Annotated in this window: 25 protein-coding genes; 12 read left to right on the top strand and 13 right to left on the bottom strand. The window is 65.0% G+C overall.

Going from position 1 to position 26241, the window contains the following annotated elements:
* Positions 1 to 591 precede the first annotated feature (591 nt).
* Positions 592 to 1587: a serine/threonine protein kinase gene (locus tag BJI67_RS02745; protein ID WP_070071722.1), complete on the top strand. Its 996-nt coding sequence runs from the start codon at positions 592 to 594 to the stop codon at positions 1585 to 1587.
* A 9-nt stretch (positions 1588 to 1596) separates the two neighbouring features.
* Here the strand turns inward: BJI67_RS02745 and BJI67_RS02750 are convergent, their stop codons facing one another.
* From BJI67_RS02750 to BJI67_RS02765, 4 genes are read right to left on the bottom strand one after another with little or no spacing between them, the layout of a single operon-like run.
* Complete coding sequence (locus BJI67_RS02750) at positions 1597 to 2499, bottom strand: DUF4340 domain-containing protein (protein ID WP_070071723.1); 903 nt, start codon at positions 2497 to 2499, stop codon at positions 1597 to 1599.
* Positions 2499 to 3866, bottom strand: coding sequence for a GldG family protein (locus BJI67_RS02755; RefSeq protein WP_070073909.1), 1368 nt, complete (start codon positions 3864 to 3866; stop codon positions 2499 to 2501). The genes BJI67_RS02750 and BJI67_RS02755 overlap by 1 nt, the downstream gene beginning before the upstream one ends.
* Positions 3867 to 3873: 7 nt before the next feature.
* Complete coding sequence (locus tag BJI67_RS02760) at positions 3874 to 4629, bottom strand: ABC transporter permease (RefSeq protein WP_070071724.1); 756 nt, start codon at positions 4627 to 4629, stop codon at positions 3874 to 3876.
* Positions 4626 to 5579, bottom strand: coding sequence for an ABC transporter ATP-binding protein (locus BJI67_RS02765; protein WP_070071725.1), 954 nt, complete (start codon positions 5577 to 5579; stop codon positions 4626 to 4628). Before BJI67_RS02765 ends, BJI67_RS02760 begins: the two co-directional genes overlap by 4 nt.
* A 266-nt stretch (positions 5580 to 5845) precedes the next feature.
* Here BJI67_RS02765 and BJI67_RS02770 point away from each other — a divergent pair, with 266 nt between their 5' ends.
* Positions 5846 to 7030, top strand: a complete 1185-nt coding sequence (locus tag BJI67_RS02770) for a DesA family fatty acid desaturase (protein WP_070071726.1) — start codon at positions 5846 to 5848, stop codon at positions 7028 to 7030.
* Positions 7031 to 7129: 99 nt separating this feature from the next.
* Here the strand turns inward: BJI67_RS02770 and rpmG are convergent, their stop codons facing one another.
* Both rpmG and rpmB read right to left on the bottom strand, forming a co-directional pair.
* Entirely contained in the window at positions 7130 to 7297 is a 168-nt protein-coding gene (gene rpmG, locus BJI67_RS02775) for a 50S ribosomal protein L33 (protein ID WP_070071727.1), read from the bottom strand.
* Positions 7298 to 7309: 12 nt separating this feature from the next.
* The gene (rpmB, locus tag BJI67_RS02780; RefSeq protein WP_070071728.1) at positions 7310 to 7546 is read right to left on the bottom strand and encodes a 50S ribosomal protein L28; all 237 of its coding nucleotides are present in this window, start codon (positions 7544 to 7546) and stop codon (positions 7310 to 7312) included.
* Between the two features lie 241 nt (positions 7547 to 7787).
* On the opposite strand from rpmB, the gene folB reads away from it, so the two are divergent.
* Genes folB through folK form a run of 3 tightly spaced genes read left to right on the top strand, consistent with a single transcriptional unit; the run spans position 7788 to position 9408 of the window.
* Positions 7788 to 8147: a dihydroneopterin aldolase gene (folB, locus tag BJI67_RS02785; RefSeq protein WP_070071729.1), complete on the top strand. Its 360-nt coding sequence runs from the start codon at positions 7788 to 7790 to the stop codon at positions 8145 to 8147.
* Positions 8144 to 8878 (top strand): MBL fold metallo-hydrolase, encoded by a 735-nt coding sequence (locus BJI67_RS02790; protein WP_070071730.1) that lies wholly within the window; start codon positions 8144 to 8146, stop codon positions 8876 to 8878. The genes folB and BJI67_RS02790 overlap by 4 nt, the downstream gene beginning before the upstream one ends.
* Positions 8875 to 9408 carry a 2-amino-4-hydroxy-6-hydroxymethyldihydropteridine diphosphokinase gene (gene folK / locus BJI67_RS17735; RefSeq protein ID WP_070071731.1) on the top strand — a complete coding sequence of 178 codons (534 nt, stop codon included), beginning with the start codon at positions 8875 to 8877 and terminating at the stop codon, positions 9406 to 9408. The genes BJI67_RS02790 and folK overlap by 4 nt, the downstream gene beginning before the upstream one ends.
* Here the strand turns inward: folK and BJI67_RS02800 are convergent.
* Positions 9331 to 10110 carry an SDR family oxidoreductase gene (locus tag BJI67_RS02800; protein WP_197513266.1) on the bottom strand — a complete coding sequence of 260 codons (780 nt, stop codon included), beginning with the start codon at positions 10108 to 10110 and terminating at the stop codon, positions 9331 to 9333. The two genes, folK and BJI67_RS02800, sit on opposite strands and share 78 nt — an antisense overlap.
* Before the next feature lie 49 nt (positions 10111 to 10159).
* Between BJI67_RS02800 and BJI67_RS02805 the strand changes: the two genes are divergently transcribed.
* Positions 10160 to 11365, top strand: coding sequence for a class I SAM-dependent methyltransferase (locus BJI67_RS02805; RefSeq protein WP_070071733.1), 1206 nt, complete (start codon positions 10160 to 10162; stop codon positions 11363 to 11365).
* Between the two features lie 34 nt (positions 11366 to 11399).
* Positions 11400 to 12200 carry an undecaprenyl-diphosphate phosphatase gene (locus tag BJI67_RS02810; RefSeq protein WP_070071734.1) on the top strand — a complete coding sequence of 267 codons (801 nt, stop codon included), beginning with the start codon at positions 11400 to 11402 and terminating at the stop codon, positions 12198 to 12200.
* Here the strand turns inward: BJI67_RS02810 and BJI67_RS02815 are convergent.
* The 3 genes from BJI67_RS02815 to BJI67_RS02825 form a co-directional block, all read right to left on the bottom strand.
* Positions 12188 to 13465, bottom strand: coding sequence for a sensor domain-containing diguanylate cyclase (locus BJI67_RS02815; protein ID WP_070071735.1), 1278 nt, complete (start codon positions 13463 to 13465; stop codon positions 12188 to 12190). The genes BJI67_RS02810 and BJI67_RS02815 overlap by 13 nt on opposite strands.
* A gap of 81 nt (positions 13466 to 13546) precedes the next feature.
* Positions 13547 to 14797 (bottom strand): multifunctional CCA addition/repair protein, encoded by a 1251-nt coding sequence (locus BJI67_RS02820; protein ID WP_070071736.1) that lies wholly within the window; start codon positions 14795 to 14797, stop codon positions 13547 to 13549.
* A 272-nt stretch (positions 14798 to 15069) separates the two neighbouring features.
* Positions 15070 to 16020, bottom strand: a complete 951-nt coding sequence (locus BJI67_RS02825) for a complex I NDUFA9 subunit family protein (RefSeq protein WP_070071737.1) — start codon at positions 16018 to 16020, stop codon at positions 15070 to 15072.
* A gap of 122 nt (positions 16021 to 16142) precedes the next feature.
* On the opposite strand from BJI67_RS02825, the gene BJI67_RS02830 reads away from it, so the two are divergent.
* Positions 16143 to 17510, top strand: coding sequence for a BamA/TamA family outer membrane protein (locus tag BJI67_RS02830; RefSeq protein WP_083250584.1), 1368 nt, complete (start codon positions 16143 to 16145; stop codon positions 17508 to 17510).
* Between the two features lie 2 nt (positions 17511 to 17512).
* Here the strand turns inward: BJI67_RS02830 and moaA are convergent, their stop codons facing one another.
* On the bottom strand, positions 17513 to 18493 hold the full coding sequence (moaA, locus tag BJI67_RS02835; protein WP_070071738.1) for a GTP 3',8-cyclase MoaA: 981 nt from the start codon (positions 18491 to 18493) through the stop codon (positions 17513 to 17515).
* Between the two features lie 199 nt (positions 18494 to 18692).
* Between moaA and BJI67_RS02840 the strand changes: the two genes are divergently transcribed.
* The 3 genes from BJI67_RS02840 to BJI67_RS02850 are packed head-to-tail and all read left to right on the top strand — an operon-like array spanning position 18693 to position 23297.
* Positions 18693 to 21593 carry a molybdopterin oxidoreductase family protein gene (locus BJI67_RS02840; protein ID WP_070071739.1) on the top strand — a complete coding sequence of 967 codons (2901 nt, stop codon included), beginning with the start codon at positions 18693 to 18695 and terminating at the stop codon, positions 21591 to 21593.
* 24 nt (positions 21594 to 21617) lie between these two features.
* Positions 21618 to 22313, top strand: a complete 696-nt coding sequence (locus tag BJI67_RS02845) for a 4Fe-4S dicluster domain-containing protein (RefSeq protein ID WP_070071740.1) — start codon at positions 21618 to 21620, stop codon at positions 22311 to 22313.
* A gap of 39 nt (positions 22314 to 22352) precedes the next feature.
* Positions 22353 to 23297 (top strand): dimethyl sulfoxide reductase anchor subunit family protein, encoded by a 945-nt coding sequence (locus BJI67_RS02850; RefSeq protein ID WP_070071741.1) that lies wholly within the window; start codon positions 22353 to 22355, stop codon positions 23295 to 23297.
* A gap of 64 nt (positions 23298 to 23361) precedes the next feature.
* On the opposite strand, the gene BJI67_RS02855 is transcribed toward BJI67_RS02850, so the two are convergent.
* Positions 23362 to 24216 (bottom strand): hypothetical protein, encoded by an 855-nt coding sequence (locus BJI67_RS02855; RefSeq protein WP_070071742.1) that lies wholly within the window; start codon positions 24214 to 24216, stop codon positions 23362 to 23364.
* A gap of 25 nt (positions 24217 to 24241) precedes the next feature.
* Positions 24242 to 25549 carry an ATP-dependent RNA helicase RhlB gene (rhlB, locus tag BJI67_RS02860; RefSeq protein WP_070071743.1) on the bottom strand — a complete coding sequence of 436 codons (1308 nt, stop codon included), beginning with the start codon at positions 25547 to 25549 and terminating at the stop codon, positions 24242 to 24244.
* Between the two features lie 148 nt (positions 25550 to 25697).
* On the opposite strand from rhlB, the gene trxA reads away from it, so the two are divergent.
* Positions 25698 to 26024 carry a thioredoxin TrxA gene (gene trxA, locus BJI67_RS02865; RefSeq protein WP_070071744.1) on the top strand — a complete coding sequence of 109 codons (327 nt, stop codon included), beginning with the start codon at positions 25698 to 25700 and terminating at the stop codon, positions 26022 to 26024.
* Positions 26025 to 26241 lie beyond the last annotated feature (217 nt).

Below are 26241 nucleotides of genomic sequence, written 5' to 3' on the forward strand. Positions count from 1 at the left end.
CCGGATAAATTATCTGACATGCAGCCTTTGAAAGGTGGCTATTTAAAATAATTCCATATAAAACAATGTATATTAATATTTGTAACAATAAGCTTGTAATAAATATTAAACAATTGTTCCTTGTGGGATTTCTTGAAATCGTTCTGCGCCGCTCATTGTTTGCGATATGCCCGGCCGCGGAGCTTATCGGTCTGACCTTGATGCCTCAGCGAAGAACTGAATGAGCTTTTCTATGCGGCTGCTGGATTCGTCAAAACAATGCGTCGTGTCGGGGATTAAAATGCGCTTGCCGGATGGGAATATGCGCGCTACGGAGTTTTAGGAATTCGATAGATGGGCGTGGAGCAGGTTGTGGTTTCAAAGGCGGCGTGATTCAAGGTGCAGCGGCTACCAGGCAGCCGATCAGTACGATCGATTTGCATTTTCTGAAAGCGGTCGGATTTGGCCGAATCAGCAAGTCGATTCGCCTATCCATATGAATGCCTTTGTCGCCGTACGACCGGTCAACTGTAAGAACCGAGGGGTGGCCGTTTGCGATAGATTATCCGACCCGGCCGCTCTAGGGCAGAATGCGTGTAAGGAGGCCCATTCATGGCAGACACGCAGGACGCCCAACACCCCTACGATCGACTGACGCCCGATTTGGTGCTGGATGCCGTTGAGGCGGCCGGTGCCCGGCCGACGGGGTCGGTGTTGGCGCTCAATAGTTACGAGAACCGCGTTTATCAGATCGGCGACGAGGAGGCGGGATTTCTGGTCGCCAAGTTCTATCGTCCTGGGCGCTGGAGCGACGGGCAGATCTACGAGGAGCATGCGTTTTCGCAGGAGCTGGCCGGGCTGGAGATTCCGGTGGTGGCCCCGATAGCGGGTGCGGATGGCGATACGCTGTCGCGCCATGGCGGGTTTCGCGTCGCGCTGTTTCCGCGCCGCGGTGGGCGTGCGCCGGAGCTGGGCGATCCCGACACGCTGTATCGCCTGGGGCAGTTCATCGGGCGGCTGCACGCGGTCGGCGCGGCACGGGATTTTCGTCTCAGACCGACGTTGGCGCCGGCCGATTTCGGACACGCGAGCATCGAGTATCTCCTGGCCAACGAGTGCGTTCCACGCGAATACGTGGGCGAATACCGCTTCCTGGCCGAGGATCTGTTGGCGGACGTGGATGCGCGCTTTGCGGCGAGCGATTTCCGCACGATCCGCCTGCACGGCGACATGCACGCCGGCAATGTGCTGTGGACCGACAGCGGGGCGCATCTGGTCGATCTCGACGACAGCCGAATGGGGCCGGCGGTGCAGGATATCTGGCTGTTGCTCAACGGCGAGCGCGCGGACATGCAGCGTCAGCTTGGCGAGATTCTGGATGGTTATGAGGAGTTCTTCGATTTCGACCGTCGCGAGCTGGTGCTGATCGAGCCGCTGCGCACCCTGCGCCTGCTGCATTACGCCGCCTGGCTGGCGCGCCGCTGGTGCGATCCCGCCTTTCCGATGGCCTTTCCCTGGTTCGGCAGCGTGCGTTACTGGGAGGAACAGATTCTCACGCTGCGCGAGCAGCGCGAGCGGATGCGCGAGGCCCCGCTGAAGGCCGGGTGAGGTGGCCGGCTAGCCGGGCGTGGTCGCGGATGGTGCTGCAGGCGGGGCCGCCGGGGGAAGCGACAGCAGGTCGCGCGCGGCGGAGGCGGGCAGGCGGTAGTCGAGGCCGTTGCGCCGCAGGATCAGATCGGGGTGTGTGGAGAGGATGCCGAAGCGGTAGACCTTGCCGCTGTCTAGGGTGACGGCGATCTGCTTCATGTCCGCGGGCGTCGAGGCATCCTGCTTGGCGGCGGTGACGCTGTAGGCCGTGGCCAGCGTCCAGTGGCGCAGCAACTGAGCTACCTGGTCGGCTTCGAAATGCCTGGGCCGCGGCGTGACCTGCCAGCCGCTGGGAGAGCGGGCGCGGATGTCGAGATCAGGCAGCGCGAGGTCACGGATGTTCGCCTTGTGCGGCAGCAGGGACAGGCTGACCCAGTGCGTGGCGGCGGCGAACGGGAGATCTTCCAGCGCATCCTGGATCAGGTAGACGCGCCCGCCGGTCAGCGCGTAGCGCAGCTTGTTGACCGGGTTGACGCTGCCCAGGTCGATAGCGTGCCCGTGGCCGTAGTCGATGCGCGCGCGCGGCGGGGCGAGGCCGTATTGATCCAGTTCCAGGTCCTTGGCGGCATAGCCGTGGCGGCTGTGTGCGGTCGGCACGGCGAGCAGTGCGTCCATCAGCAGGTCGTTGGCGCGTGCCTGCAGGGGTTTGGCGATACGCCAGCCGTCTGCGGTACGCGCGAAGACGAGCTCGGGGCGGCCGGCGCGGTGGATGACGATATGCTCAACCGAGGCGGACGCGAAGCCCGGTATCAGGGCGTGTGCGCTCGGCGGACGCGGGCGTTCTGCCTTCCACACGATCACCACGAGCAGACCGACCACGACCAGCAGGCCGAGGTTGAGCCACCCGCGGCGTTGTCCTGCGGAGGCGGCCATCAGCGGGCGGAACGGCGCCGGCGCATCCAGACCAGGGTGCCCAGGAGCAGCAGGCCGATGGGCAGCACGATCAGGAAGCCGGCGGCGATGGCGTAGGCCTCGGTCCGGCTCAGGGTGAGCCGGATGTCGGGCGCGGCGGGCAGGTGGATCTGCACCAGGCTGTCGTCATGGCTGAGCCAGTTGACGGTGCCGGTGGCGAGATCCAGGTTGGCGCCGAGGCCGATGAAGGCGTTGCTGGCGAAGGCGCTGGTGCCGAACACGGCGATGCGCTGTTCGTGGCCGTCGCCGCGCTTGCGGCTCAGCGTCTCGCCGAGCACCAGCGGACCCAGCGTGTCGCCGCGCGCGGCGTCGTATTTGACGTCGCCCTTGAGCGGGCCGGTCTCGCTCCAGCTCTTGGGCAGCGAATCGAGCAGCGGCGTGCCCTGCCAGGTCTTGCCGCCGGCAGGCTGGGCGATGGCCGAGGTGAAGGGCATCAGCGTCTGGATCCGCAGGTGCTCGGTAATCGGCGAGGGGCCGTAGTCGAGGACCGGGACCACGGCGGGGTTCTGGATGCCGATCATGGCGCGCAGTTCGGGATTGGCGTCGACCACCGTGCCGGGCACAAAGCTCAGGTCGAGCGCCTTGGCCAGCGGCGCGAGGCCGTGCAGGCTGCCTGGGTCGTGCAGCCAGAGCAGGTCGCCGCCGTGCTCGACGTAGCGGACCACGGCGTCTGCCTCGCCGGAGGTGAAGTCGGTCTGCGGCCCGGCAATGACGAGCACAGCGGTGTTTTCCGGTATCTGCGGGGTGCGCAGAAGGTTGATCGGCTGCACGTGCAGACCGGTTTGTTCGAGGCGCGCAGCCAGCCGGCTCAGGCCGCTGCTGGTCGTGTCCAGTGGGCTGCGTTCCTTCTGCCCTTCGAGAAACACCGCCCAGCGATTACCGGTGCGCGAGAGCTGCATCAGCGCGTTGGCGATACCCTGCTGGCTCAGGTTGTCGACCACGCGGTGGCGGTCGCCGATCTCGATCGCCATCTGCCCGCTGTGGCTGATGCCGAACTTCTGCGCCTGCTTGGGCGCGAGGTCGGGATTGACGAAGCTCAGGCTGACGTCGTGTCCGGCCCGGCGGTAGGGCGCGAGCTGCCTACGGATGCGCTCGTGCAGCGCGGCGTCGTCGCTGACGAAGGCGATGAAGCGGATCGGCTTGTGGATGCCTGCGATCAGTTTGCGGGTGACCGGCGCGAGGCTGTTGCGGTGGTTGTAGGTCCAGTCCTGGGCGAAGTCGTAGTGCTGGCTCAGCCAGGCAAGCAGGCCGATGGCGACCAGGAACAGGCCGACGAAGGCCAGGGAGTTGAGTCTTAGCTGCCAGCGGGTGGTGCGCGTAATCTGCATCGGGGCCTCAGCGCGGCAGTCGCTGGCCATCGAGCTGGCGCACGGTCAGCACGAGGAACGTCAGGGTGAAGAGCAGGTAGTAGGCCAGGTCGCTGCTCCTGAACTCGCCACGCAGGAACGACAGGAAATGGCTGAACTGCGAGAGATAGATGAACAGCTGGCTGGCGGTGTTCTGCGAGGTGCCGGAGATGTACAGCACCACCAGGAACAGCAGCAGGCCGAAGGTGCCGACCGCGGCCAGCGTGGGCTGGGCGGTCAGGCTGGAGATATAGAGGCCGGCGGCGGTGAACGAGGCGAGCAGTAGGGCGAGCCCGAGCACGGCGGCGGCGACCTGGCCCCAGTCGAGGTGGGTGCCGACCGAGAGCGATAGCGGCATCAGCGTGACCATGAACACCATCAGCAGCATGAAGGCGAGCAACCCCAGGTATTTACCGAGGACGATCTCGGTGACCGAGACGGGCGCGGAGGTGAGTAGGGGCAGGCTGCGGCTCTGGAATTCCTCGCTGAGGCTGCGCATGGTCAGCAGCGGTGAGACCGCGAGCATGACGATGCCGGACCACATGTACAGCGGGGAGACGACCAGGTCGGTGAGCCCCGGCGCGCCGGAGACGCCGGCAAGCTGAGGTTCGATACTGTCGATGAAGTTCTGCAGCATGCTGAGGAAAATCAGCGCGAGCACGAACTGCACGATGGCGAGCACGACCCAGGCCAGCGGGGAATAGAACATGCGCCGGAATTCGAGCCTGGCGATGGTCAGGATCATGCCGGCAGCCCCTCGATGTCGTTGTGCTCCTGATAGATGGTGTTGAGAAACGCCTGCTCCAGGCTGGCGCGTTCGGGGGTCAATTCGCGCAGCCCCCAGCCCTGCGCCACGGCGCGTTCGGCGATGACCGTGGCCGGGTCTCGGCCCGCCGCATGCTCGATGCGGAATCGGCCTTCTCCAAGACTGTGCAGCGCGGTGATGCCCTCGATCGCGCACAGTTCGCGCGGTTCCGGCGGGTGCGCGAAGGCGACCTTGAGCGCAGTGCTCGGGCGTTGTTCGGCGAGGTGCTGCAGGGTGTCGGTGTACACCGTCTGGCCGCGGTTGATGATCATCACGCGATGGCAGGTGGCCTGGACCTCGGCGAGGATGTGAGTCGAGAGGATGACGCCGTGCTCCCGGCTCAGCTCCAGAATGAGGTCGCGGATCTCGCGGATCTGCAGCGGGTCCAGGCCGACCGTGGGTTCGTCCAGAATGACTACGGCGGGCTGGTGCACAATGGCCTGGGCGATGCCGACACGCTGCTGAAAGCCCTTGGAGAGTATGTTGATCAGCGCATGCCCAGCGTCTTCCAGCCCGGTGCGGGACTTGGCGAGTTCGACGGCCTCGCTCACCTCGCTGCGGGCAAGGCCGTGCAGGCGCGCGGCGTAGCGCAGGTATTCGTCCACCGTGAGGTCACGGTACAGCGGCGGATGTTCCGGCAGGTAGCCGAGGTGGCGCTTGGCCTGCCGCGGCGCGTCGAGCAGATCGATGCCGTTGATCAGGATGCGACCGGCGCTGGGGGCCAGGTTGCCGCTGATCATCGACAGGGTGGTCGACTTGCCGGCCCCGTTGGGCCCCAGCAGGCCGAGAACCTCGCCTGGGTGCAGCTCCAGTGAGATGCCTTGCACGGCGCATTGGCTACCGTAATACCGCGCCAGACCACGCGCCTCGATGAGGTGCGTTGCGGTCATACGTCAGTGCTGCTTGCGTGCTTGGAATGTCGGGGTGTCATAGGAGTCACGTCATTAGCGGCTGAGCCTTTGTCTCGGAACGGGGTGCGATGGTTCCCCGATATCTGCGCAGGCTTGGCGGCACGGCTTACGATTGATTTTTCCAATAGTACATTCGTGCGGGCGTTTAGTGCCGTTCGGCGCTTTGCGTGGACGCTGTATCCGGCCTTCGCTATAGTGATTCCACTGTCGTTAAGGGGACTGAAAACATGAATTTTTCACTATCCATGCTCTATGGATATCTGCATCTGCCGTGGTGGGGTTACGTGGCCGTCGCGCTGGCGATGACGCACATGACCATCGTCACGGTGACGCTGTTTCTGCACCGCTGTCAGGCGCATCGCGCGCTCGACATGCATCCCGCGCTGCAGCACGTGTTCCGCTTCTGGCTGTGGCTGACCACCGGCATGGTCACCAAAGAATGGGTGGCGATCCACCGCAAGCACCACGCCAAGTGCGAGACGCCGGAAGATCCGCACAGCCCGCACGTCTACGGCATCCGCAAGGTCATGCTGGAAGGCGCCGAGCTGTACCGCGACGAGACCAACCGCCCGGAGACCATGGAGAACTACGGCCACGGCACTCCGAACGACTGGCTGGAGCGTCATCTGTATTCGCGCCACAACTACCTTGGCATCAGCCTGATGGCGGCGGTCGATCTGGCGCTGTTCGGCGTCTACGGCATGATCATCTGGGCAGTGCAGATGCTGTGGATTCCGTTCTGGGCGGCGGGCGTGATCAACGGCCTCGGGCATTACCGCGGCTACCGCAACTACGAAACCACCGACGGTTCGACCAACGTCTCCCCGATCGGCCTCATCGTCGGCGGCGAGGAGATGCACAACAACCACCATGCCTTTCCGAGTTCGGCCAAGTTCTCGATGCGCCGCTGGGAGTTCGACATCGGCTGGATGTACATCCGCATCCTGCAGGCGCTGCATCTGGTACGGGTCAAGAAGGTCGCCCCGCGGCCGCTGTTCGTGCCGAACAAGGACAAGCTCGACGTCGAGACCGCGCGCGCCGTGGTGGTGGGGCGTCTGCATCTGATGGCCAACTACGCGCGTCAGGTGATGCTGCCCGTACTGCGCGAGGAGCTGCGCCGGGCCGACGATTCCTGCCGTCGCCTGCTCAAGCGCGGCCGCCGCGCGCTGGTGCGCGAGGAAACACGCATGGACGAACGCGCCAAGGCGCGTCTGGCCGATGCGCTGGCGAGCTGCGAGTCGCTGAACACGGTCTATCAGTTCCGCCAGCGCCTGCAGGCGCTGTGGAGCCGCACCCAGGCGACGGACACGCTGATCGGTTCGCTGCAGGAGTGGTGCGCGCAGGCCGAGGCGAGCGGCATCCGCGCGTTGCAGGATTTCGCCCGCAACCTGCGTGGCTACTCGCTGGGGCAGACCGCGGCCACCCGCTGAGGGTAGTCGTCTCCCGCCACGGCGGGACGGCAGAAACGCGAAGGGCCCGGCAGTCGCCTGCCGGGCCCTTCGCGCAAACGGGGTGGTGAAAACGCCCGCTTACTTGATCTTGCCTTCCTTGTACATCACATGCTTACGGACGACGGGATCGTATTTCATGATCTCCATCTTTTCCGGCATGTTCCGCTTGTTCTTGGTCGTGGTGTAGAAGTGACCCGTACCGGCGGAGGACGTCAGGCGAATTTTCTCTCGGGGACCCTTGGCCATTGCTGATGCTCCTTAGACCTTTTCGCCGCGGCTGCGGATGTCGGACAGAACGGCTTCGATGCCCTTCTTGTCGATGATGCGCATGCCCTTGGAGGATACGCGCAGGCTCACCCAGCGGTTCTCGCCCTCGACCCAGAAACGATGCGTGTGCAGATTGGGCAGAAAGCGGCGGCGCGTCTTGTTGTGCGCGTGGGAAACATTGTTCCCGGTTGCAGGGCGCTTGCCCGTTACCTGACATACTCTGGCCATGCGAGTAACTCCGAATGCGTTTTGCTCGTGCAGAAAGGGAGCGGATGTTAGCCGATCGATGGGGGCAAGGCAAGCCGGGACGCACGATGGAGCGCTACGGGGACAGCATAAGGCCAGAGGCTGGGCGCGGCCAACCGGGCGCGCCGGAATCCTCCGCGCCCACCGACCCGGGAATCCGTTGTAGGATGCTGCGCACGCGGCGCGCCGTTCTTGATCCAGACATGCCGAAGGAGCGAACAGAATGGACACTGTATTCATCCGCGGCCTGACGGTCGAAACCTGCATCGGCGTGTATGCCTGGGAGCAGCGCATCCGACAGGCGCTGCGTGTCGACGTCGAACTGGCGACGGATGCCGCGCGTGCGGCCGCGGGCGACGACATCGGCGGCACGGTGGACTACGCGCAGGTCGCCCGCCGGCTGCAGGCGCTTGCCGACGGACAGTCCTGGGCGCTGGTGGAAACCTTCGCCGAGCGCGCGGCGGCGACGATCCTCGACGAATTCGACACGCCCTGGGTACGGTTGAGCGTGACCAAGGCCGTGCGGCTGCCGCAGCGCACCGAGGTGGGCGTGGTGGTCGAGAGGGGAGAGCGCGCGGCGTGAGCGGGCACCGCCTGCGCTTTCTCGGCACCGGCGATTCCGAGGCGATCGACTTCTGGAACACCAATCTGCTGCTGGAGGCTGGCGAGCGGCGCCTGCTGATCGACTGTGGCTATACCATCAAGTACGCGCTGCGCGATGCAGGGCTCGCGATTCCCGACATCGAGGCGATCCTGATCACCCACACGCACGCGGACCACGTCTACGGACTGGAGCGCTTCGGCGTCGAGACCCGCTACCGCTACGGCACGCGGGTGCGGCTGTATGCCGAGCCGGACGTGCTGCCGGTGCTGTGGGATGCGACGCTCAAGGGCGGCATGGGCTACAGCAGCGACGGCGAGAACCGCCTGGAGGATTTCTTCGAGGTGGTGCCCATCGCGGAACACGCCATCGAGTTCGCCGGCCATCGCCTGCGCACCTTTCCGACGCTGCACACGGGCGGCATGGCGACCTACGGCGTGGAGATCGACGACCGCGTGATCTTCACCGCGGACAGCAAGCCGCTGCCCTGGATCGCGCAGGACCGCAGCGCGCGCGCGATCCTGCACGACTGCAGCCTGCAGGCGGACAACCCGGTGCACGCCACGCTGGACGAGCTGATCGCGGTCTATCCGCCCGAGGTGCGCAGCCGGGTGCTGGCGATCCACTACGGCGACGACCTGGAGGCGCACCGCGCCACCATCGAGCGCGAACTCGGCGGCGTGGCCGAACAGGGCGGGAGCCTGGCGCTGTGAGCCTGGCGGCGGGCTACATCATCGGGATCGGCAGCAACATCGAGCCGGAGCGCAACGTGCCCCGCATCCTGCACGCGCTGCTCGACGCCTTCGGCGCCCTGCGCATGAGCCGCGTCCTGCGTACGCGGCCGGTGGGCATGGCCTCGCAGGCCGATTTCCTGAATCTCGCGGTGTTTGTCGAGACCGGCATGGAGTCTGCCGCGCTCAAGACCCTGTGCAACCGCATCGAAACGGGACTCGGGCGCGACCGCAGCGATCCGGACAGTGCGCGCAAGGACCGGCCCGCGGATCTCGACATCCTGTTCCGGCTGGGCGGGGATGCGGCGGCGCCGCCGCTGGAGCGGGTCGACGGGGTCTACCTGCGCCCGGCCGTGGCCGACGTCTATGCGCTGCTGGGCCTGGCGGACCCGGACGGCGGCGCGCCGGGCATGGCGGTGCGGCTGGGCGAGGCCTCAGCCGGCGAGGTGCCGGCCGCCGTCCACCTGGATTGCCGTACCGGTCATGTAATCGTTGTCGAGCAGCGCGCGTAGCCCCCGGTACACGGCCTCCGCGCCGCCCTCGCGCCCGAGCGGCGTTTCCGCGAGCACCCGCTGACGCATTTCCGGCGTGTGGCTGTCCTTGAACAGGATCGGTCCCGGCTGCAGGCTGTTCACCTTGATCTTCGGCGCGTAGCGCTTGGCCAGGGAACGGGTGAGGTTCTCCAGCCCCGCCTTGGTCGCGCAATAGATGTCGAATTCGGGCCTGGGGTTCTCGGCGAAGATGTCGGTGATGTGCACGATGTCGGCAGGCGTCTCCGTACCGCCGGCTTCCAGCAGCCCGGCAAGTCCGGTGTCGATGAGATAGGGCGCGAGCATGTGGATCGAGAAGAAGGCCTCGAACATCGCCGCCGCGGCCACGGGTTCCGTCGGGGTGGTCGTGAAGGCCGAGGCATTGTGCACGATGCCGCGCAAGGCGGTCGCCTGCGCGCGCACCGCGTCGACCAGGGCCAGGGCGCCTTCGGCGTGCGCCAGATCGGCCTGCAGGGTCAACGCACCGCGCGCGGCCAGGGCTTCGATTCCGCCGCTCTCGCGATGATAGTGGGCGATGACGGGCTGGCCGTCGTCGAGCAGGCGGTTGGCCAGGTGCAGGCCGACGCGACGGCCCGCGCCGGTGACGAGGATGGGAGGCTGGGTCTGGCTCACGGTGTCGGTCGGGCGCATGTGTAGAATGTCGGAAACCAGACTGTACCTCATCCTCGAGCACATGGGGCCCTGCCCGGCAGGGCGGCCGTAGGGAGTTTCGATGCGCCAGCCCACCACCGAACGACTGCCGGCCCCCGAGCCGGAGGCCGCCGCGCTGAGCGAGGCCCTGGTCGCCGAAATCGCGCAGGCGCTGGATGCGGCGGGCGGCTGGTTGGGCTTCGATCGCTATATGGAGCGCGCCCTGTATGCGCCCGGCCTGGGCTACTACAGCGCGGGGCTCGCCAAGTTCGGTGCCGCCGGCGATTTCGTCACCGCGCCGGAACTGGGCGGGCTGTTCGCGCGCACCCTGGCGCGGCAGATCGCCTCGATCCTCGATGCGCTGGGCGGCGGCGAGATACTCGAATTCGGCGCCGGCAGCGGCGCCCTGGCCGCCGCGCTGCTCGGCGAACTGACACGCCGCGACGCCCTGCCCGAACGCTATGCCATCCTTGAGCTCAGCGCCGACCTGCGCGCACGTCAGCACGCGGCCATCGCCGCAGCGGTGCCGCCTGCCGTGCTGGAACGCGTCGTCTGGCTCGAGCGCTGGCCGGAAGCCTCGGTGCGCGGGGTGGTGCTGGCCAACGAGGTGCTCGACGCCATGCCGGTGCGTGCGTTCTCGCTGGCCGGCGGGCAGGTCTGGGAGGATGGCGTCGCCCTCGGCGAGGCCGGGCTCGGCTGGTCGCGGCGCGAGGCCGATGCGTCCTTCGCCGCGCGCGTCCTGGATCGTCTGTCCGGGCCGATAGCGGACTACCCGGAGGGCTATCGCGGCGAATTGAACGAGCGCCTGCTACCCTGGTTCGAGGGCCTCGCCGGCGCGTTGGCGCAGGGCGTGGCGCTGCTGGTCGATTACGGCGGCGTGGCGGATGAGGTGTATCGGACGACGCGCGCGGGGGGCACGCTGCGCGCTTACTACCGGCATCGTCTGCTCGAGGAGCCGTTCTGGTGGCCCGGGCTGTGCGACCTGACCGCGGACGTCGATTTCAGCGCCGTCGCCAGCGCCGCGGAGGCGGCCGGACTGCGTGTGGCGGGTTTTGCGCCGCAATCGCAGATGCTGTTGACCGGCGGGCTGGAGGGCGTTTTCGCCGAGGCCTTCGCTGCCGCGCCGGACGAACTGGCGCGGGTGCGGCTGACCCAGGAGGTCAAGCGGCTGACGCTGCCGGGGGAAATGGGGGAGCGCTTCTGGGCACTGGCGCTGAGCCGGGACTATGCCGGTATCCTGCCGGGCTTCGCGGCCCGCGATTTTCGCTACCGCCTGAGCGGCGACTAGGCGCAACGCCGGTAGTGGCCGGCAAGGGGGGAACATGCCGCTGACGCACCTGCTGACCCTGGCCCTGCTGCAGGGCCTGACCGAATTCCTGCCGATATCGAGTTCCGCGCATCTGATCCTGCTGCCGCGACTGCTCGACTGGCCCGATCAGGGGCTGGCCTTCGACGTGGCCGTGCACGTGGGCACCCTGAGCGCGGTGGTGCTGTATTTTCGCCACGAACTCTGGCGGATGACGCGCGACTGGCTGGGCTCGCTCGCCGGTCGCGGCATCACCGCCGAGGCTCGGCTCGCCTGGTTCGTGCTGCTCGGCACCGTCCCGGTCGGTCTTGCCGGGCTGCTGCTCAAGGATTGGGTCGGGCACGCGCTGCGTTTGCCGCTGGTGATCGCGGCCGCGACGCTGGGCTTCGGGCTATTGCTCGGTCTCGCCGACTGGGCGGGGCGGCGCCATCGCGACGAGTACTCGCTGGGCTGGCGCGGCGTGCTGGCGGTCGGCCTGGCACAGGCACTGGCGCTGATTCCGGGTACCTCGCGTTCCGGCGCGACCATGACCGCGGGACTCGCGATCGGGCTTACGCGCGAGTCGGCGGCACGCTTTTCGTTCCTGCTGTCGATTCCGGTGATCGTGCTCGCGGGGCTGCTGGAAGTGCGCGATCTGGCCGCATCGCCGCTGGCCGTGGACTGGACGACGCTCTGGCTCGGCGCCCTGTTCTCGGGGCTCAGTGCGTATGCCTGCATCCACGTCTTCCTGCGCCTGATCGCGCGGCTGTCGATGTGGCCCTTCGTGATCTACCGCTTCGCGCTCGGATTGGCGCTGTTCGCGATCTATGCGCCCTGAGCGCGATGGCCGGGGGTGATGCGCCAAACCCGGTTGCGCCCCGTACGCTTGGCCTGATAGAGCGCATCGTCGGCCGAGAGCATGAGTTTCTGGGGGTCTTTCAGATCGTCGGGCCAGCAGGCCATGCCGATGCTCAGGGTCGGCGCGCCGCCTTCGAGTTCGTCGCCCCAGACATGCGTCGCGATTTCGCGGCACAGCCGGGTGGCAATCGTCCACGCGGCCTCCGGGTCGGTGGCGGGCAGCAGGCACAGGAACTCCTCGCCACCCCAGCGCGCCAGCCGGTCGCCCGGACGCATCAGGTGCTTGAGCCTCAGGGCGACGGTCTGCAGCACCTGGTCGCCGACGGCGTGGCCGTGCCGGTCGTTGACCGACTTGAAGTGATCGAGGTCGCAGACCAGCAGGGCGTAGGGTTCGCCAGTGTGCGCGGCATGTGCATGTGTCTCGCGCAGGATATCGTGCATGGCGCGGCGATTGGTCAGCCCGGTCAGCGCATCGTGCTCCGCCTGATGACGCAGGCGGGCGAGCAGTCCCTGTTCGGCGCTGACGTCGCGGATGACCAACAGGCCGCCCTCCTCGCCGGGCTCCTGCTCCAGAGGCGCGAGGCGCAGTTCAAGCCGGCGTGAGCCGACGGCCAGCTGGATCGGCTGTGTCGGGGGTTTTGCCTGCCTACCGGCCAGCGCCTTCAGCAGGTTGCGGATGTCGTCGGCACCGTCGAAGCGTTCATCGCCGGCCATCGCTTCGTCGATGTTCCGGCCGGGTTCCCAGCCGGTCATCTCCCGGGCAGCGGGGTTGAGGTAGCGGATACGGCCGTCCGGGGAGAGCGAGGCGATGCCTTCGTGAAGCGCGGCGAGGATGGCTTCGTGGCGTTGACGCTCCGCGTCGATGCGTGCCTCCATCTCGACCCGTTCGGTGATGTCGCGGATTGTTCCCACGCTGACCCGGCCTTCGTTCTCATTGCCCAGGGCCATACGTACGTCGACCTCGACATGGATCACACGGCCGTCCTTGCGCACCATGCGCTTGACGTGCCGGGAGGCTGAGGTCTGTCCGATTTCCAGGGACTGCTTGACCTTGAGGTTCATGGAGCGGTCGTCCGGGTGGACGACCTCGATGAGATGGGTGCCGAGCGATTCCTCGACGGTGTAGCCGGTCAGCTGCTCCCAGGCCGGACTCAGGTAACACCAGTAACCGTTGCGGTGGGTGCGAAACACCACGTCGCGCAGGTGGGTGGTGATGTCTGCGAGCCTCGGTTCGTCATCCTGCATCCGTTCGTTGCCTCGGGTTGGGAACGGGTGGGCCGGATGAGAATAGAACAATTCTCCCGCAATGTGATGTCTGCAGCGGGGTTAATCGGATTCGGGGCGAGGCAGGGCGCCGACGGCATTGGCCCGTGCGCGGTGCAGATGCTCGGCCAGTTGCGCCCCCTTGTGGCCCTGGGTCAGGAGCGGCTGAACGGGGACTGCACGTGCCGCGGCCAGGGCGGCGCGTAGAAAATCGGCCTGCGGGTAGGGGCGCGTTTCGTAACCGGGCCTGCCGCGCGCGTCGGCCTCGCAGGCGAGCAGAAACTGTTCGAAGCGTTCGGGACGACGGAAGGCATCGCTGCCTTCGAACAGCTTGAGCACGGTGGTCGGGCACAGTTCCAGCGCGCGGTGCGCGTTGCCGTGCTCGCGGGCGACGAGGCGGGCCAGGTCGCGGAATTCGTTGGGTGCCTTGAAGCGTGTGCAGACGTCGAGCACGAGCTGCTCGCTGCGTTGTTCGTGGCCGATGTGCCTCGGCCATTGCTCCGGCGGCGTGGTGCCCTTGCCGAGGTCGTGTAGCAGGGCGGCGAAGCGCGTCGCGGGTTCGGGCGACAGGATCACGGACTGATCCAGCACGCGCATGACGTGGTCGCCGGTGTCGATTTCCGGATGGTACTGCGGCGGCTGCGGGACGCCCCACAAGCGGTCGAGTTCGGGCATCAGTCGGGCCAGCGCGCCGCAGGCACGCAGGGTCTCGAAGAAGGCGCGCGGAGCGGGCTCGCCGAGGGCGCGGGCAAGTTCCTGCCAGACGCGTTCCGGCACCAGCGCGTTGACCTCGCCAGCATCGGTCATGGTGCGCATCAGGGCAAGCGTCTCGTCGGCGACACGAAAGCCCAGCGGGGCGAGGCGCGCGGCGAAGCGCGCCACGCGCAGAATGCGCACCGGGTCTTCGGCGAAGGCCGAGGATACGTGGCGCAGCAGACGCCGTTCGAGGTCCTGCTGTCCGCCATAGGGGTCGACGAGGGTGCCGTCGGCGCGTTCGGCGATGGCGTTGATCGTGAGATCGCGGCGGCGCAGATCGTCCTCCAGGCTTACGTCCGGCGCGGCGTGGAACACGAAGCCGTGGTAGCCGGGTGCGGTCTTGCGCTCGGTGCGCGCGAGGGCGTATTCCTCCTGAGTCTGCGGGTGCAGGAACACGGGGAAGTCCTTGCCTACGGGCCGAAAGCCGCGGGCGCGCATCTCCTCGGGGGTGCTGCCGACCACCACCCAGTCGCGTTCGCGTACCGGCAGGCCGAGCAGGCGATCGCGCACGGCGCCGCCGACGAGGTAGGTTTCTCCGGGGAGTCGCGCGCGTGACACGTGCCTAGGGCCTGTTCACACTATGGGGGGGCGTGCTGCCGGAGCCAGTTTTCGTGGTTCGCCAGACGGCGCAAACGCGGTGTGGCCGGCCGGCCACATGAGCGAGCGGCAACGCCGCGAGACGCGGAAAGCGGCCCGGCCTGGGTTGCGGCTGAAAAACCGCCACTCAGCGTTGCTCTTCGCTGATTTGGAATCACCAAGCTGCGCTCCTCGCGCCTTGATTGGCAGTTTTTCAGTCACAACAGCACTCCATCCCATAGTGTGAACTGGCCCTAGTACTGGCCAAGGTCGCGCAGCCGGTCGAACTGGCGCTGCGGTTGCTGGTCGCCGAGATAGCGCGGGGCGATCTCCTCCAGGGTCGTGGGGCAGTGTTTCGCGCCGTCCGCACACACGCTGTCGACGCGCAGCGAAAGGTAGTTGTCCATGGTGAAGGCTTTGCCCGGCATGCGCTCGAGGATGCGCGCTTCGGCGCGTGCAATCCAGTCCGGCAGGGCTACGACCTGGCGGCGCAGCCCCCGCAGGCGGGCGACGTATTCGACCAGGGCGCGCAGGGTGTAGCTGCGTGGGCCGCACAGGTCGATGCGCGCCCCGTAGGTTTCCGGGTCGGCAAGGGCGTCGGCAAAGGCATCGGCGACGTCGCCGACGAAGACCGGCTGGAAGCGCGCCTCCGCGCAGGCGAGTGGAAATACCCCGGGAATCGCCTCGATCAGCTCGGCAAAGCGGCTGAGAAAGTCGCCGCCAGGGCCGAAGATCACCGAGGGACGAAGGCTGGTGACGGCGAGGGCCGGTCCGCTCAGTGTATGGACCAGGGACTCCGCCTCTGCCTTGGTGCGTAGGTAGTGGCTGGTGTCCGGGGTGTTTTCGGCTCGTAGGGCGCTCATGTGCAGCAGTCGGCGTACGCCCTTGCGCTGGCAGGCGTTGATCACCTTTTTCGCCAGATCGACGTGCGCATGCACGAAGCCGCGACCGTCGCGTCCCTGTTCGTTGAGGATGCCGACGAGATTGACGACGGCCTCGCAGCCGTCGAACAGACGTTCCAGCGCTTCCTGGTCGTGCACGTCTGCAGCGACCATCTGCGTGCCGGCAAGCAGCAGCAGATCGCGGTGACGTTGCGGATGGCGCGTGGGGATGCGCAAGTGTAGGCCACGGGCGCTCAGTCGGGCTGCCAGATGGCGGCCGACGAAGCCGGTGCCGCCCAAAAGGCAGACGCGGGTCAACTTCATGGTTGGAAATCGCTCCAGATCGGCGGTTTGTCCATGCAGGGCCTTAACCGCTGTTTTATAGTGGAAAACGCACGCCGTTATCGGGCGTGCGTTGGGAGCGATAATACCGGTATCGGCCGGTCGTGCCAAAGACGCGTGCAGCAGACACGCGCCGTCAGGAAGACGAGGAAATGATGACGGAGGGAGAGACCGGTGCGCGCGTGTGGTCGGCGGCGTTTGTGGGGATGCTCGGCCTGTGTTTGGCTCTCTGTGTCTTGAGCACGGTTGCCGCTGCTCCCGCTTCCGCTCCGCTGATCGGCGCCATCCGCTTTGAGGGCAATCACGTAACGCGTGCCTCGGTGCTGCGTCAGCAGTTGCTGATCCGCGTCGGCGAGCCATTGGTGCCGTCCCGCGTGGCTGCCTCGCGTCAGGCGATCATGAATCTAGGTCTGTTCGTGCGGGTGAATGACCGCGTCGAGCCGCTGTCGAACGGGCGTGTCGCAGTGATCTTCGCGGTCAAGGAGAAAACCTACACCTGGGCGCTGCCCCGGCTTGGTCGTAACGCCGACGGCGACATCAGCTATGGCGGGCAGCTCGAATTCGACAACCTTTTCGGGCTCGACCAGCGTCTGAAGCTGATCGTCGAGCAGAAACAGATTGCCGGTGGTGGCACGGCCGATCAGCAAAGCATCGAGTATTCGACGCCGCGATTGCCGGGTACCGCCTACGGTTTTTCGACCAATCTGACGCATACGCAGCAGTTGGAGCAGATCGAGGCGGCGAACGGCAGCGTTGGTGAATATCGCAATCAGAACCTCGGCTTGAATGCGGCGCTTACCCGCTGGTTGTATCGCGAAGGACCGAACACCGGTTGGAGCGGCAGCGTGGGGCTCGGCGTGAGCCAGAGCAACTACCAGTATGTATCCGGAGCGCCTGATCTGGCCTCCTCGGGAAGGGAGGTCGCGATTTCCGTCGGCGCGGACTACACGCGAGTGGCTCTCGGTCGGTATGGCTATCGTAATGGCGTGGAGTATGGCATCAGTGCGAGTGTCGGCGGACCGCTGATCGGCAGCGATTACAACCAGGCTGCAACCGGGGGTTATTACCGTGGTTACCAGCGTCTTGGTGGGGATCAGAATCTCAATTACCAGCTGCGTTTCGGTCTCAGCAGCCGGTCTCGGCTGCTCGGGCCGGCCTATACCCTGGGTGGGGCTGGCACACTGCGTGGGTATGTGCGCGATTCGCTGGAGGGCAACGCCTACATGCTGGCGAATGTGGAGTATCTGCATCCACTGTTCGGCCAGCCGCTACTGCGCGGGGTATTGTTCACGGACGTCGGCAATGCCTGGTTTCGCGGCGACGACTCGCCGTGGCGACTCGAACCCGCCGCAGGGCTGGGCCTGCGCTGGCACATCACGTGGCTGGTCAACGTCAACCTGCGGGTGGATGTGGCCTATGCCTTCGGGCAGCACCGATATCAGGCCTACGTGGGTTCCAACTCGATGTTCTGAGTTCAGCCGCCGGTCATCGACATGAAGCGGACGACCTTGCCGGGGCGCTCGCGGAATTCGTGTTTTTCCGGTTTCAGGTCGACGGCGTCACGCAGGGCCTGTTCGAGGCCGGCGTCGTCGATACCCCCGCGCAGCAGCGGGCGTAGTTCCAGTTTGTCTTCCTGGCCCAGGCACAGATACAGCGTGCCTTCCGCCGACAGGCGCACGCGGTTGCAGGTCTCGCAGAAGTGCTGCGAGATCGGGGTGATGAAACCGATGCGCAGGTCGGTGCCGGCGACCTGGACGTAGCGCGCGGGGCCGCCCCCGGGCATCACGCCGGGGATCAGCTCGAAACGTTGCGAGAGGCGTGCCTTGACGGTCTGCAGGTCGAGGTACTGGCTGCTCGCTTCGCGTCCGGTTTCGCCCATCGGCATGGTTTCGATGAAGCGCAGGGTGAAGTCGTGATCGATGCAGAACTGCACCATGTCCTCGACCTCGTCGTCGTTGACGCCGCGCATCACGACCATGTTGATCTTGATCGGACCGAAGCCGGCGGCCTTGGCCGCTAACAACCCCTCGATCACCTTGTCGAGCTTGCCGCCGGTGATGGTCTTGAAACGTTCGGGCCGCAGGGTATCCAGGCTTACGTTGATGCGCGACACCCCGGCCGCGCGCAGCGTAGTGGCGTGTTTCGAGAGTCGCGTCGCATTGGTTGACAGCGACAGGTCTTCGATGCCCGGCAGGCTGGCAAGTTGTCTGGCAAGCTCGGGCAGGTTCCTGCGCACCAGGGGTTCGCCGCCCGTCAGCCGTACGCGGCGCACGCCGAGCCGCGCGAAGGCGGCGATCACACGTTCGATTTCGGCGAAGGTCAACCATTCCTCGGGTTCGCTGAAGTCCTTGAAACCCCGTGGCATGCAGTAGCTGCAGCGCAGGTCGCATCGATCTGTGACCGACAGGCGGACATATTCGATACGGCGGTTGAAGCGATCAGTCAGAGTGTGCATGCGTAAAGTATACGCGCGGCCCCAGTAGCAAAACACTCGGTACGGCTGAGGGTTATCAACGTGCCGATAATGACAATAAGTATTTTTTTTTGTTCCATTAATTTTATGGATTAGAAAATAAAAAAGACTAGTTTGAGTCTCGCGGCGCGGGCCTTCAGACTGCGGGGTCTACATCAGATACAGTAGCCAGAGGTTCTGCATGAGCGCGATTCCGGAATTCGAAAACCACGCGAAACAGGAAATCAAATATACCACCTGTTACATGTGTGCCTGCCGCTGTGGAATCAAGGTCACCGTGGAGGACAACCAGGTCCGTTTCATCCAGGGTAACCGCAACCACCCCATCAACAAGGGCGTGCTTTGCGCAAAAGGCAATGCCGGCATCATGAAGCAGAATTCGCCGGGCAAGTTGCGCTCGCCCTTGCTGCGCAAGCAGGGAGCCGAGCGCGGCAGCGGCGAGTTCGAGGAAATCTCGATGGAGCGCGCGCTCGACATCCTGACCGAGCGCCTCAAGAAAATCCGCGAGACCGACCCCAAGAAACTGGCCTATTTCACCGGCCGCGACCAGATGCAGGCGTTGACCGGCCTGTGGGCGACCCAGTTCGGCACCATCAACTGGGCGGCGCACGGCGGTTTCTGCTCCGTGAACATGGCCGCTGGCGGCCTCTACACCATGGGGCATGCCTTCTGGGAATTCGGTGACCCCGACTGGGATCGCACGAAATATTTCATGATGTGGGGCGTGGCCGAGGATCATGCCTCCAACCCGATCAAGATCGGCATCGAGAAGCTCAAGCGTCGCGGCGCCAAGTTCGTCGGCGTCAATCCGGTACGTACCGGTTACCAGGCCGTCGCCGACGAATGGGTCCCGATCCGTCCCGGCACCGACGCGATGTTCGCCCTGTCCATGGCGCATGTGCTGCTCAAGCACGAGCAGTTCGACTGGGATTTCCTGATCCGCTACACCAACAGCCCCTGGCTGGTGGTGAACACCCCCGGCGAGAAGGGCGACGGCCTGTTTGCGCGCGACGCCGACGGCAAGCCGCTGGCCTGGGACATGGCCGGCGACTCTTTCGTGGACGCGACGCGTGCGGACATCCAGCCGGCCCTGTTTTGGGAAGGCCAGGGTCCCGACGGCCGTCCGGTGAAGAGCGCGATGATGTTGCTGGCCGAGAAGTACCTCGACGAGCAGTACGCCCCGGAAAACGCGGAAAAGGTGACCGGCATACCCGCCGAGACCATCGAGCGGCTGGCGCTGGAAATGGCGCATGTCGCCTTCAAGGAAACCATCGAGGTCGACGTCGAGTGGACCGACTGGGCCGGGCGCAAGCACGACAAGTTCGTCGGTCGGCCGGTGTCGATGCACGCGATGCGCGGCATCTCGGCGCACTCCAACGGTTTCCAGGCCTGCCGTGCGATCCATCTGGTGCAGGCGCTGCTGGGTGCGATCGACTGCCCCGGCGGGCATGTTGCCAAGCCGCCGTATCCCAAGCACGTGCCGCCGTCGATCAAGCCGGCCAAGGAGATGGCGCCGAATACGCCGCTCAAGAGCCCGCCGCTGGGTTTCCCCAAGGCGCCGGAGGATCTGGTCATCGATGCCGACGGCAATCCGCTACGCATCGACAAGGCCTTCTCCTGGGATGCGCCGATTTCCAATCACGGCTTGATGCATATGGTCATCACCAATGCGGTGAAGGGCGATCCCTACCCGATCGACACGCTGATGTTTTTCATGGCGAACATGGCGTGGAATTCCAGCATGAATACCAAGGAGATGCAGGATCTGCTGCGCACACGCGGCGAGGATGGTGAATACAAAATCCCCTTCCTGGTCGTGTCCGATGCCTTCCACTCGGAGATGGTCAACTTCGCCGATCTGGTGATTCCGGATACCACCTACCTCGAGCGCTATGACACCATTTCGATGCTCGATCGTCCGATTTCTGAGGCGGATCTTGCTGCGGACTCCATCCGTCAGCCGGTGATCGAGCCCAAGCGCGACGTGATGGCCTGGCAGGAAGTGCAGGTGGAACTGGCCTCGCGCCTCAAGTTCCCGGCCTTCACCAACGCCGACGGTTCGCGCAAATTCAAGGACTACAAGGACTTCATCGTCAACTACGAGAAGGAGCCGGGGATCGGCTTCCTCTCCGGCTGGCGTCTGGACGAGAACGGCAACGAGGTGCATCTGCGCGGCAAGCCCAATCCCAAGCAGTGGGACCGCTACATCGAGAACCAGTCGTTCTTCGCCTACCACCTGCCGGAAAACACGCGCTACTACCGCTTCGCCAACAAGGATTACCTCGAACTGGCCAAGCATGCCGGCTGGGTGGGCTCGACCGATCCCATCATCATCGAGTTGTACTCCGAGACGCTGCAGAAATTCCGTCTCGCCGGCCAGGGTCTGTACGACGGCCCGCAGCCAAGCAAGCCGGAGCACAAGGAACGTCTGGTCAAGTACTTCTCGCCGCTGCCGGAGCATTACAAGCCGCTGGAGCAATGCCGCATCAACGAGGACGAATATCCGTTCCACGCGGTCAACCAGCGTCCCATGTTCATGTACCACTCGTGGGATTCGCAGAACGCCTGGCTGCGTCAGATCGTGGCCCAGAACTACCTGTTCATGAACCGCCAGCAGGCGACCGAGATGGGCATCGAGGACAAGTCCTGGGTGTGGGTCGAGTCGCATAACGGCAAGATTCGCGTCCAGGTCAAGCTCATGGAGGGCGTCGAGCGCAACACGGTGTGGACCTGGAACGCGATCGGCAAGCAGTCCGGTGCCTGGGGTCTCAAGCCAGATGCCAACGAGGCCACCAAGGGCTTCCTGATGAACCACCTGATTCGCGAACTGCTCCCGAGCAAGGGCGATGCGGTCGACAACATCACCAATTCCGACCCGGTCACCGGTCAGGCGGCATGGTACGACCTGCGCGTGAAAATCACCCCGGCTGCGCCGGGCGAGGTGGGCACCTGGCCGACCTTCGACACCATCAAGCGGCTGCCCAACGTGGCGGAATCGCCCGACGTCCTTCGCTACCACACGCACGAGCCGGTGCGCATGCAGCGCGACCTCGGCGACGTCCTGACCCGCGGCCAGAAATAACGGAACCAAAGGAGCATATAGATCATGCGACTCGGCCTCGTCATCGATCTGGACACCTGCGTCGGCTGCCATGCCTGCGCGGTGGCCTGCAAGCAGTGGAACACCTCGGGCACCACCGGCCCGCTGACCGACTACCGGCCCTACGGCGCCGATCCGAGCGGCGTGTGGTTCAACCGCATCCGCCATTACGAGGTGGGCGACTACCCAAACAGCAAGACCATCAACTTCCCGATGTCCTGCATGCACTGCGAGGACGCGGACTGCGTCACCGTCTGTCCCACCGGCGCGTCGTACAAGCGCAAGGAAGACGGCGTCGTCCTGGTCGATCAGACCAAATGCATGGGCTGCAACTACTGCTCCTGGGCCTGCCCCTACGGCGCCCGCGAGCTGGACCGCGAATCGGGCACGATGAAGAAGTGCACGCTGTGCATCGACCGGATTTACGACGAGACCCTGGCCGAGATCGACCGCCAGCCGTCCTGCGTCATCACCTGCCCGGCGCACGCTCGCTTCTTCGGCGATTTCGACGATCCGGATTCCGAGGTCAGCCGTCTGGTGCGCGAGCGCGACGGCATGCAGCTGATGCCGGAACTCGGCTACAACCCGACCAACCGCTACCTGCCGCCGCGCATCAACACGCCGATTCCCACCGAGGACGTGCGCCGCGACAGCCTCGTCGGCAAGGTCAAGGAATGGGTCAACAAGGCGGTGGCGCGCTGATCCGCGCCGCTCCCTGCATCTGAGTTTGAGGTAAGTCACATGCATCCGGCATTGTCTGTTATTTTCTTCACCGTCGTTTCCGGCGCAGGCTTTGGCTTGTACTCGCTGACCGCGATCCTGCAGCTGTTTCGCCTTGGCCCGGCGATGGACCGTTCAGAGCTGCTCAGCGCGCTGATCACGGCCTTCGTGCTCATCATCGCAGGACTGATCTCGTCCACGGGACACTTGGCCAATCCGAAGAACGCATGGCGTTCCGTCATGCGCGTGAAGACGTCCTGGCTGTCGCGCGAGGCGGTGCTCGCCATGGTCTTCTTCCCCTTCGGCCTGTTATACCTGCTGAGTGTCTATCTCTACGGTCCCCATGTCCCCGCCTTCTTCGGTCTGATGGGCGTGATCGGTATTGTGCTGGGTTTCATGACCGTATTCGCCACGGGCATGATCTACGCCTGCCTCAAGACCATGCGCCAGTGGAACACGCCGCTGGTTCCGGCCAACTATTTGCTGATGGGCCTGACCCTGGGTGCGCTGTTCCATCTGGCGATCGAGGCCTATTTCGGAGCCGACCTGCAGTTCATCACCGGTGTTGCGGGCACTGCCCTGGTGATGACCGGCGTCATGAAGGGGATCTACTACTACTGGATCGGCAAGACCAGCGGGCCGACGATCAACACCGCGACCACCTTCACACGCGCCTCAGTGCGTCTGCTCGACGTCGGGCATACCGCCGGTACCTTCCTTACCGAAGAGTTCGGCTATCACGTTCCCGTCGGGACGCTGCGTGTGCTCAAGGTCGTGGTCTTCGGGTTGGGCTTCGTTCTGCCGCTGATCCTGATCTCGGTTGCCGCCACGGCGCAGACGGGCGCGTTCGCTCTGGCGATCTTCGCGGTACTGTCCTCGCTCGTCGGCAAGGGCGTCGAGCGTTGGCTATTCTTCGCCGAGGCGCGCCACGTGGTCAATCTCTACCACGGCGCGCAACATACCTGATCGGCACGCCCGCATCGGGAACCAGCGAAACGCCCGCGCAATGCGGGCGTTTCGCGTTCTGGCGTCAGCGCTGGCGTCGTCGCCAGAAGGCGATCTGCTCGATCAGCGAACCCACGCCGATGAACATGACCACGGTCATCACGAGCAAGAAGGCAAGACCGAGATGCGCGAGATTGTGTATCCGGATGCCGGTGGCGACGCTCAGCGAAGCCCAGTGCGGCGCCAGCAGGCCGAACAGTCCGCCAAGGACGAATACGATGCCGCCCCAGTGCAGCGTGCGGCCGGCGGTAACCAAAGCAATACGACGGATGATGTCGTCGGGCATTCCGATGCGTTGGGCTAGCAAGCCGATCAGCGCTCCGGATAAGGCCTGGACTATGGTCGTGCCGAGTCCGAATAGCGCGCCTGGCAGCCAGCCCAGTCCGGCAGAGGGCATGGCTGGCGCAAGTACCGTATAGATGATCAGCGCGAAGGCACCGATGCCCCAGCCGGCGATAAACCCATGTGCCAGCGGCATCCACGGGCGCGGCGCGCGCAGGTCGGGTGGCGCGCTGGCGCTGGGAGGCGGCCTCCAGAAGTGGAATCCGCGACCGCCGCGAATGTAGCGCCCTCCGATCCACATGGCGGCACCGACCACGATGTAGACGTAGAAATTCAGTCGCGCCGAAGCCGAAAACCAGCGGTCGAGGGCGAGATAGGCCAATTCGCTGGCCAGTGCGCGCTGTACCGTGAACGCCAGGGAAAAGGTCAGCCCGGCCACCAGGCCGCGGCGGGTCGAATAACTGCCGATGGCGTAGCTGTAAGTGATCGGCCAGGTATGCTCGTCGGGCGTGATCCCATGGACCATGCCTAGCAGGAAGGCGGTGGCAAGGGCGGTGCCCAGGCCAATACCAGGGGTGGGTGCCCAGAGGTCGATCATGCTGGCGCTTGTGCGTGCCTCTTGCTCAGCCGGGATTGGGGGTCGGTTTGCGCCGTCGGCGGCGGTGTGCTCCTTCACCGCTCTTGTTGCTGCGCCCGGCCTTGGTGGGGCCGCCGCGGGAAGAACGGCGTTTGCGCTCGTGACGCAGCTGGCTGCGTGGCTCCTGCAGCAAGGACGGCTCGACGACCTGGGACTGGATCTTCATGCCGATGTAGGCCTCGATCTCAGGCAGGTAAAAGGCGGTGTCCTCGCAGGCAAAGCTGATCGCGTCGCCCTCGGCGCCTGCGCGCGCGGTACGCCCGATCCGGTGGACGTAGTCCTCGGGCGACTGGGGCAGGTCGTAGTTGAATACATGAGTCACGTCGGGGATGTGGAGTCCACGTGCGGCCACATCGGTGGCGACCATCACAGAGACCTCGCCCTGAGTGAAGGCGCGCAACAGGCTCTGCCGCTTTTTCTGCGGAACGTCGCCGGAAAGCAGCGCTGTGGGGTAGCCGTTGTCCTCGAGATAGGCGGTGATTTCCTCGGCGGCACGCTTGGTGTTGGTGAACACGATGCTCCGTTCGGGTTTCTCCCGCGTCAACAGGCCGAGTAGCAGGGGGATCTTCTCGTGGTTGGAGGGGTAGTAGACTTCCTGTCGCACCCGCTCGGCGGTGATCTGCTCTGGTTCGATACGCACGGTCTGCGGATTGTTCATGTGCTCGTAGGCCAGCTCCATCACGCGATAGGAGAGCGTGGCCGAGAACAGCATGGACAGGCGCTTTTCAGGTGGAGGCATGCGCCGCAGCAGGAAACGGATGTCCTTGATGAAACCGAGGTCGAACATGCGGTCGGCCTCGTCGAGCACCATGACCTGCAGCGCGCGCAGATCGAACACGTGCTGCTTGAAATAGTCGATGATACGCCCGGGCGTGCCGATGAGAATATCGACCCCATCCTCAAGGCTGCGGCGTTGCTTGTCGTAATCGACGCCGCCGTAGACCAGGGCGAGCCGCAGGCCGGCATGTCGACCCAATGCCTCGGCATCCTTGTGGATTTGGATCGCGAGCTCGCGCGTCGGGGCCAGCACGAGTGCGCGTGGCTGATTGGGCTTGCGCGAATCGGCGGCCGGATGGGTGAGCAGGTGGTTGAAGGTGGCGATCAGGAAGGCTGCCGTCTTGCCGGTGCCGGTCTGCGCCTGGCCAGCCGCGTCGTCTCCGGCCAGTGCGATGGGCATGATGGCCGCTTGAATGGGCGTCATCTTGGAGAAACCGCAGTCCGCGATACCTCGGCGTATCTCGGCGGCAAGCGCCAGGCTGTCGAAGTTATGCTCGGATAAGTGGGTGTCGGTCATAGTGCTGTCGGCTGCGGGCTTGAAATGGGTCCGGTACTCGGCCCACAATCCCGCTCACATGGGATCGTGGCCGGTGCGTCGGGCTCCGGAGCCAGCACCTTATCCGTAAGCTGCGGTCTTGCCAAGTTATCCATTTCGGAGGTCAATTGTGAGCGACAAGATACTTCACGTGTCTGACAGCGATTTCGAGTCGGAGGTTCTCAAGTCGGACCAGCCTGTGCTGGTGGATTACTGGGCGGAGTGGTGCGGACCCTGCAAGATGATCGCGCCGGTGCTCGACGAGATCGCGAGCGAGTACGAGGGGCGCCTCAAGATCGCCAAGCTCAACATCGATGAGAATCCCGCAACACCGCCGAAATACGGTATCCGCGGCATCCCCACGCTGATGCTGTTCAAATCGGGCAGTGTCGAGGCGACCAAGGTTGGCGCTGTCTCGAAATCCCAGTTGACTGCCTTTCTGGATCAGAATATCTGATGTTTACGGGTGCGGCGTCCATGACCCCCCACTCGTGGTCTGGACGCCGGGCGTGTGGCGTGTTAGATTTCTCTGCACGGGCGCGCAATATTCCCTCATAAAGCCGTCCGCGGCGATCTCCCCGATTCGAATAAACGTCGCACGTCAGCGCGGTGACCCAAGGTCACCCGCGTCGCTACGAGAATTCAGCTCTTATTTTCTTTCTATTCCTTCCGAG

The sequence above is a fragment of the Acidihalobacter aeolianus genome (assembly GCF_001753165.1).
Classification (GTDB): Bacteria; Pseudomonadota; Gammaproteobacteria; order DSM-5130; family Acidihalobacteraceae; genus Acidihalobacter; species Acidihalobacter aeolianus.

Coding starts and splice junctions, on each gene's coding strand:
- BJI67_RS02745 (WP_070071722.1), top strand. CDS start 592: ATGGCAGACACGCAGGACGCCCAACACCCCTACGATCGACTGACGCCC.
- BJI67_RS02750 (WP_070071723.1), bottom strand. CDS start 2,499: ATGGCCGCCTCCGCAGGACAACGCCGCGGGTGGCTCAACCTCGGCCTG.
- BJI67_RS02755 (WP_070073909.1), bottom strand. CDS start 3,866: ATGCAGATTACGCGCACCACCCGCTGGCAGCTAAGACTCAACTCCCTG.
- BJI67_RS02760 (WP_070071724.1), bottom strand. CDS start 4,629: ATGATCCTGACCATCGCCAGGCTCGAATTCCGGCGCATGTTCTATTCC.
- BJI67_RS02765 (WP_070071725.1), bottom strand. CDS start 5,579: ATGACCGCAACGCACCTCATCGAGGCGCGTGGTCTGGCGCGGTATTAC.
- BJI67_RS02770 (WP_070071726.1), top strand. CDS start 5,846: ATGCTCTATGGATATCTGCATCTGCCGTGGTGGGGTTACGTGGCCGTC.
- rpmG (WP_070071727.1), bottom strand. CDS start 7,297: ATGGCCAAGGGTCCCCGAGAGAAAATTCGCCTGACGTCCTCCGCCGGT.
- rpmB (WP_070071728.1), bottom strand. CDS start 7,546: ATGGCCAGAGTATGTCAGGTAACGGGCAAGCGCCCTGCAACCGGGAAC.
- folB (WP_070071729.1), top strand. CDS start 7,788: ATGGACACTGTATTCATCCGCGGCCTGACGGTCGAAACCTGCATCGGC.
- BJI67_RS02800 (WP_197513266.1), bottom strand. CDS start 10,110: ATGAGGTACAGTCTGGTTTCCGACATTCTACACATGCGCCCGACCGAC.
- BJI67_RS02805 (WP_070071733.1), top strand. CDS start 10,160: ATGCGCCAGCCCACCACCGAACGACTGCCGGCCCCCGAGCCGGAGGCC.
- BJI67_RS02810 (WP_070071734.1), top strand. CDS start 11,400: ATGCCGCTGACGCACCTGCTGACCCTGGCCCTGCTGCAGGGCCTGACC.
- BJI67_RS02815 (WP_070071735.1), bottom strand. CDS start 13,465: ATGCAGGATGACGAACCGAGGCTCGCAGACATCACCACCCACCTGCGC.
- BJI67_RS02825 (WP_070071737.1), bottom strand. CDS start 16,020: ATGAAGTTGACCCGCGTCTGCCTTTTGGGCGGCACCGGCTTCGTCGGC.
- moaA (WP_070071738.1), bottom strand. CDS start 18,493: ATGCACACTCTGACTGATCGCTTCAACCGCCGTATCGAATATGTCCGC.
- BJI67_RS02840 (WP_070071739.1), top strand. CDS start 18,693: ATGAGCGCGATTCCGGAATTCGAAAACCACGCGAAACAGGAAATCAAA.
- BJI67_RS02845 (WP_070071740.1), top strand. CDS start 21,618: ATGCGACTCGGCCTCGTCATCGATCTGGACACCTGCGTCGGCTGCCAT.
- BJI67_RS02850 (WP_070071741.1), top strand. CDS start 22,353: ATGCATCCGGCATTGTCTGTTATTTTCTTCACCGTCGTTTCCGGCGCA.
- BJI67_RS02855 (WP_070071742.1), bottom strand. CDS start 24,216: ATGATCGACCTCTGGGCACCCACCCCTGGTATTGGCCTGGGCACCGCC.
- rhlB (WP_070071743.1), bottom strand. CDS start 25,549: ATGACCGACACCCACTTATCCGAGCATAACTTCGACAGCCTGGCGCTT.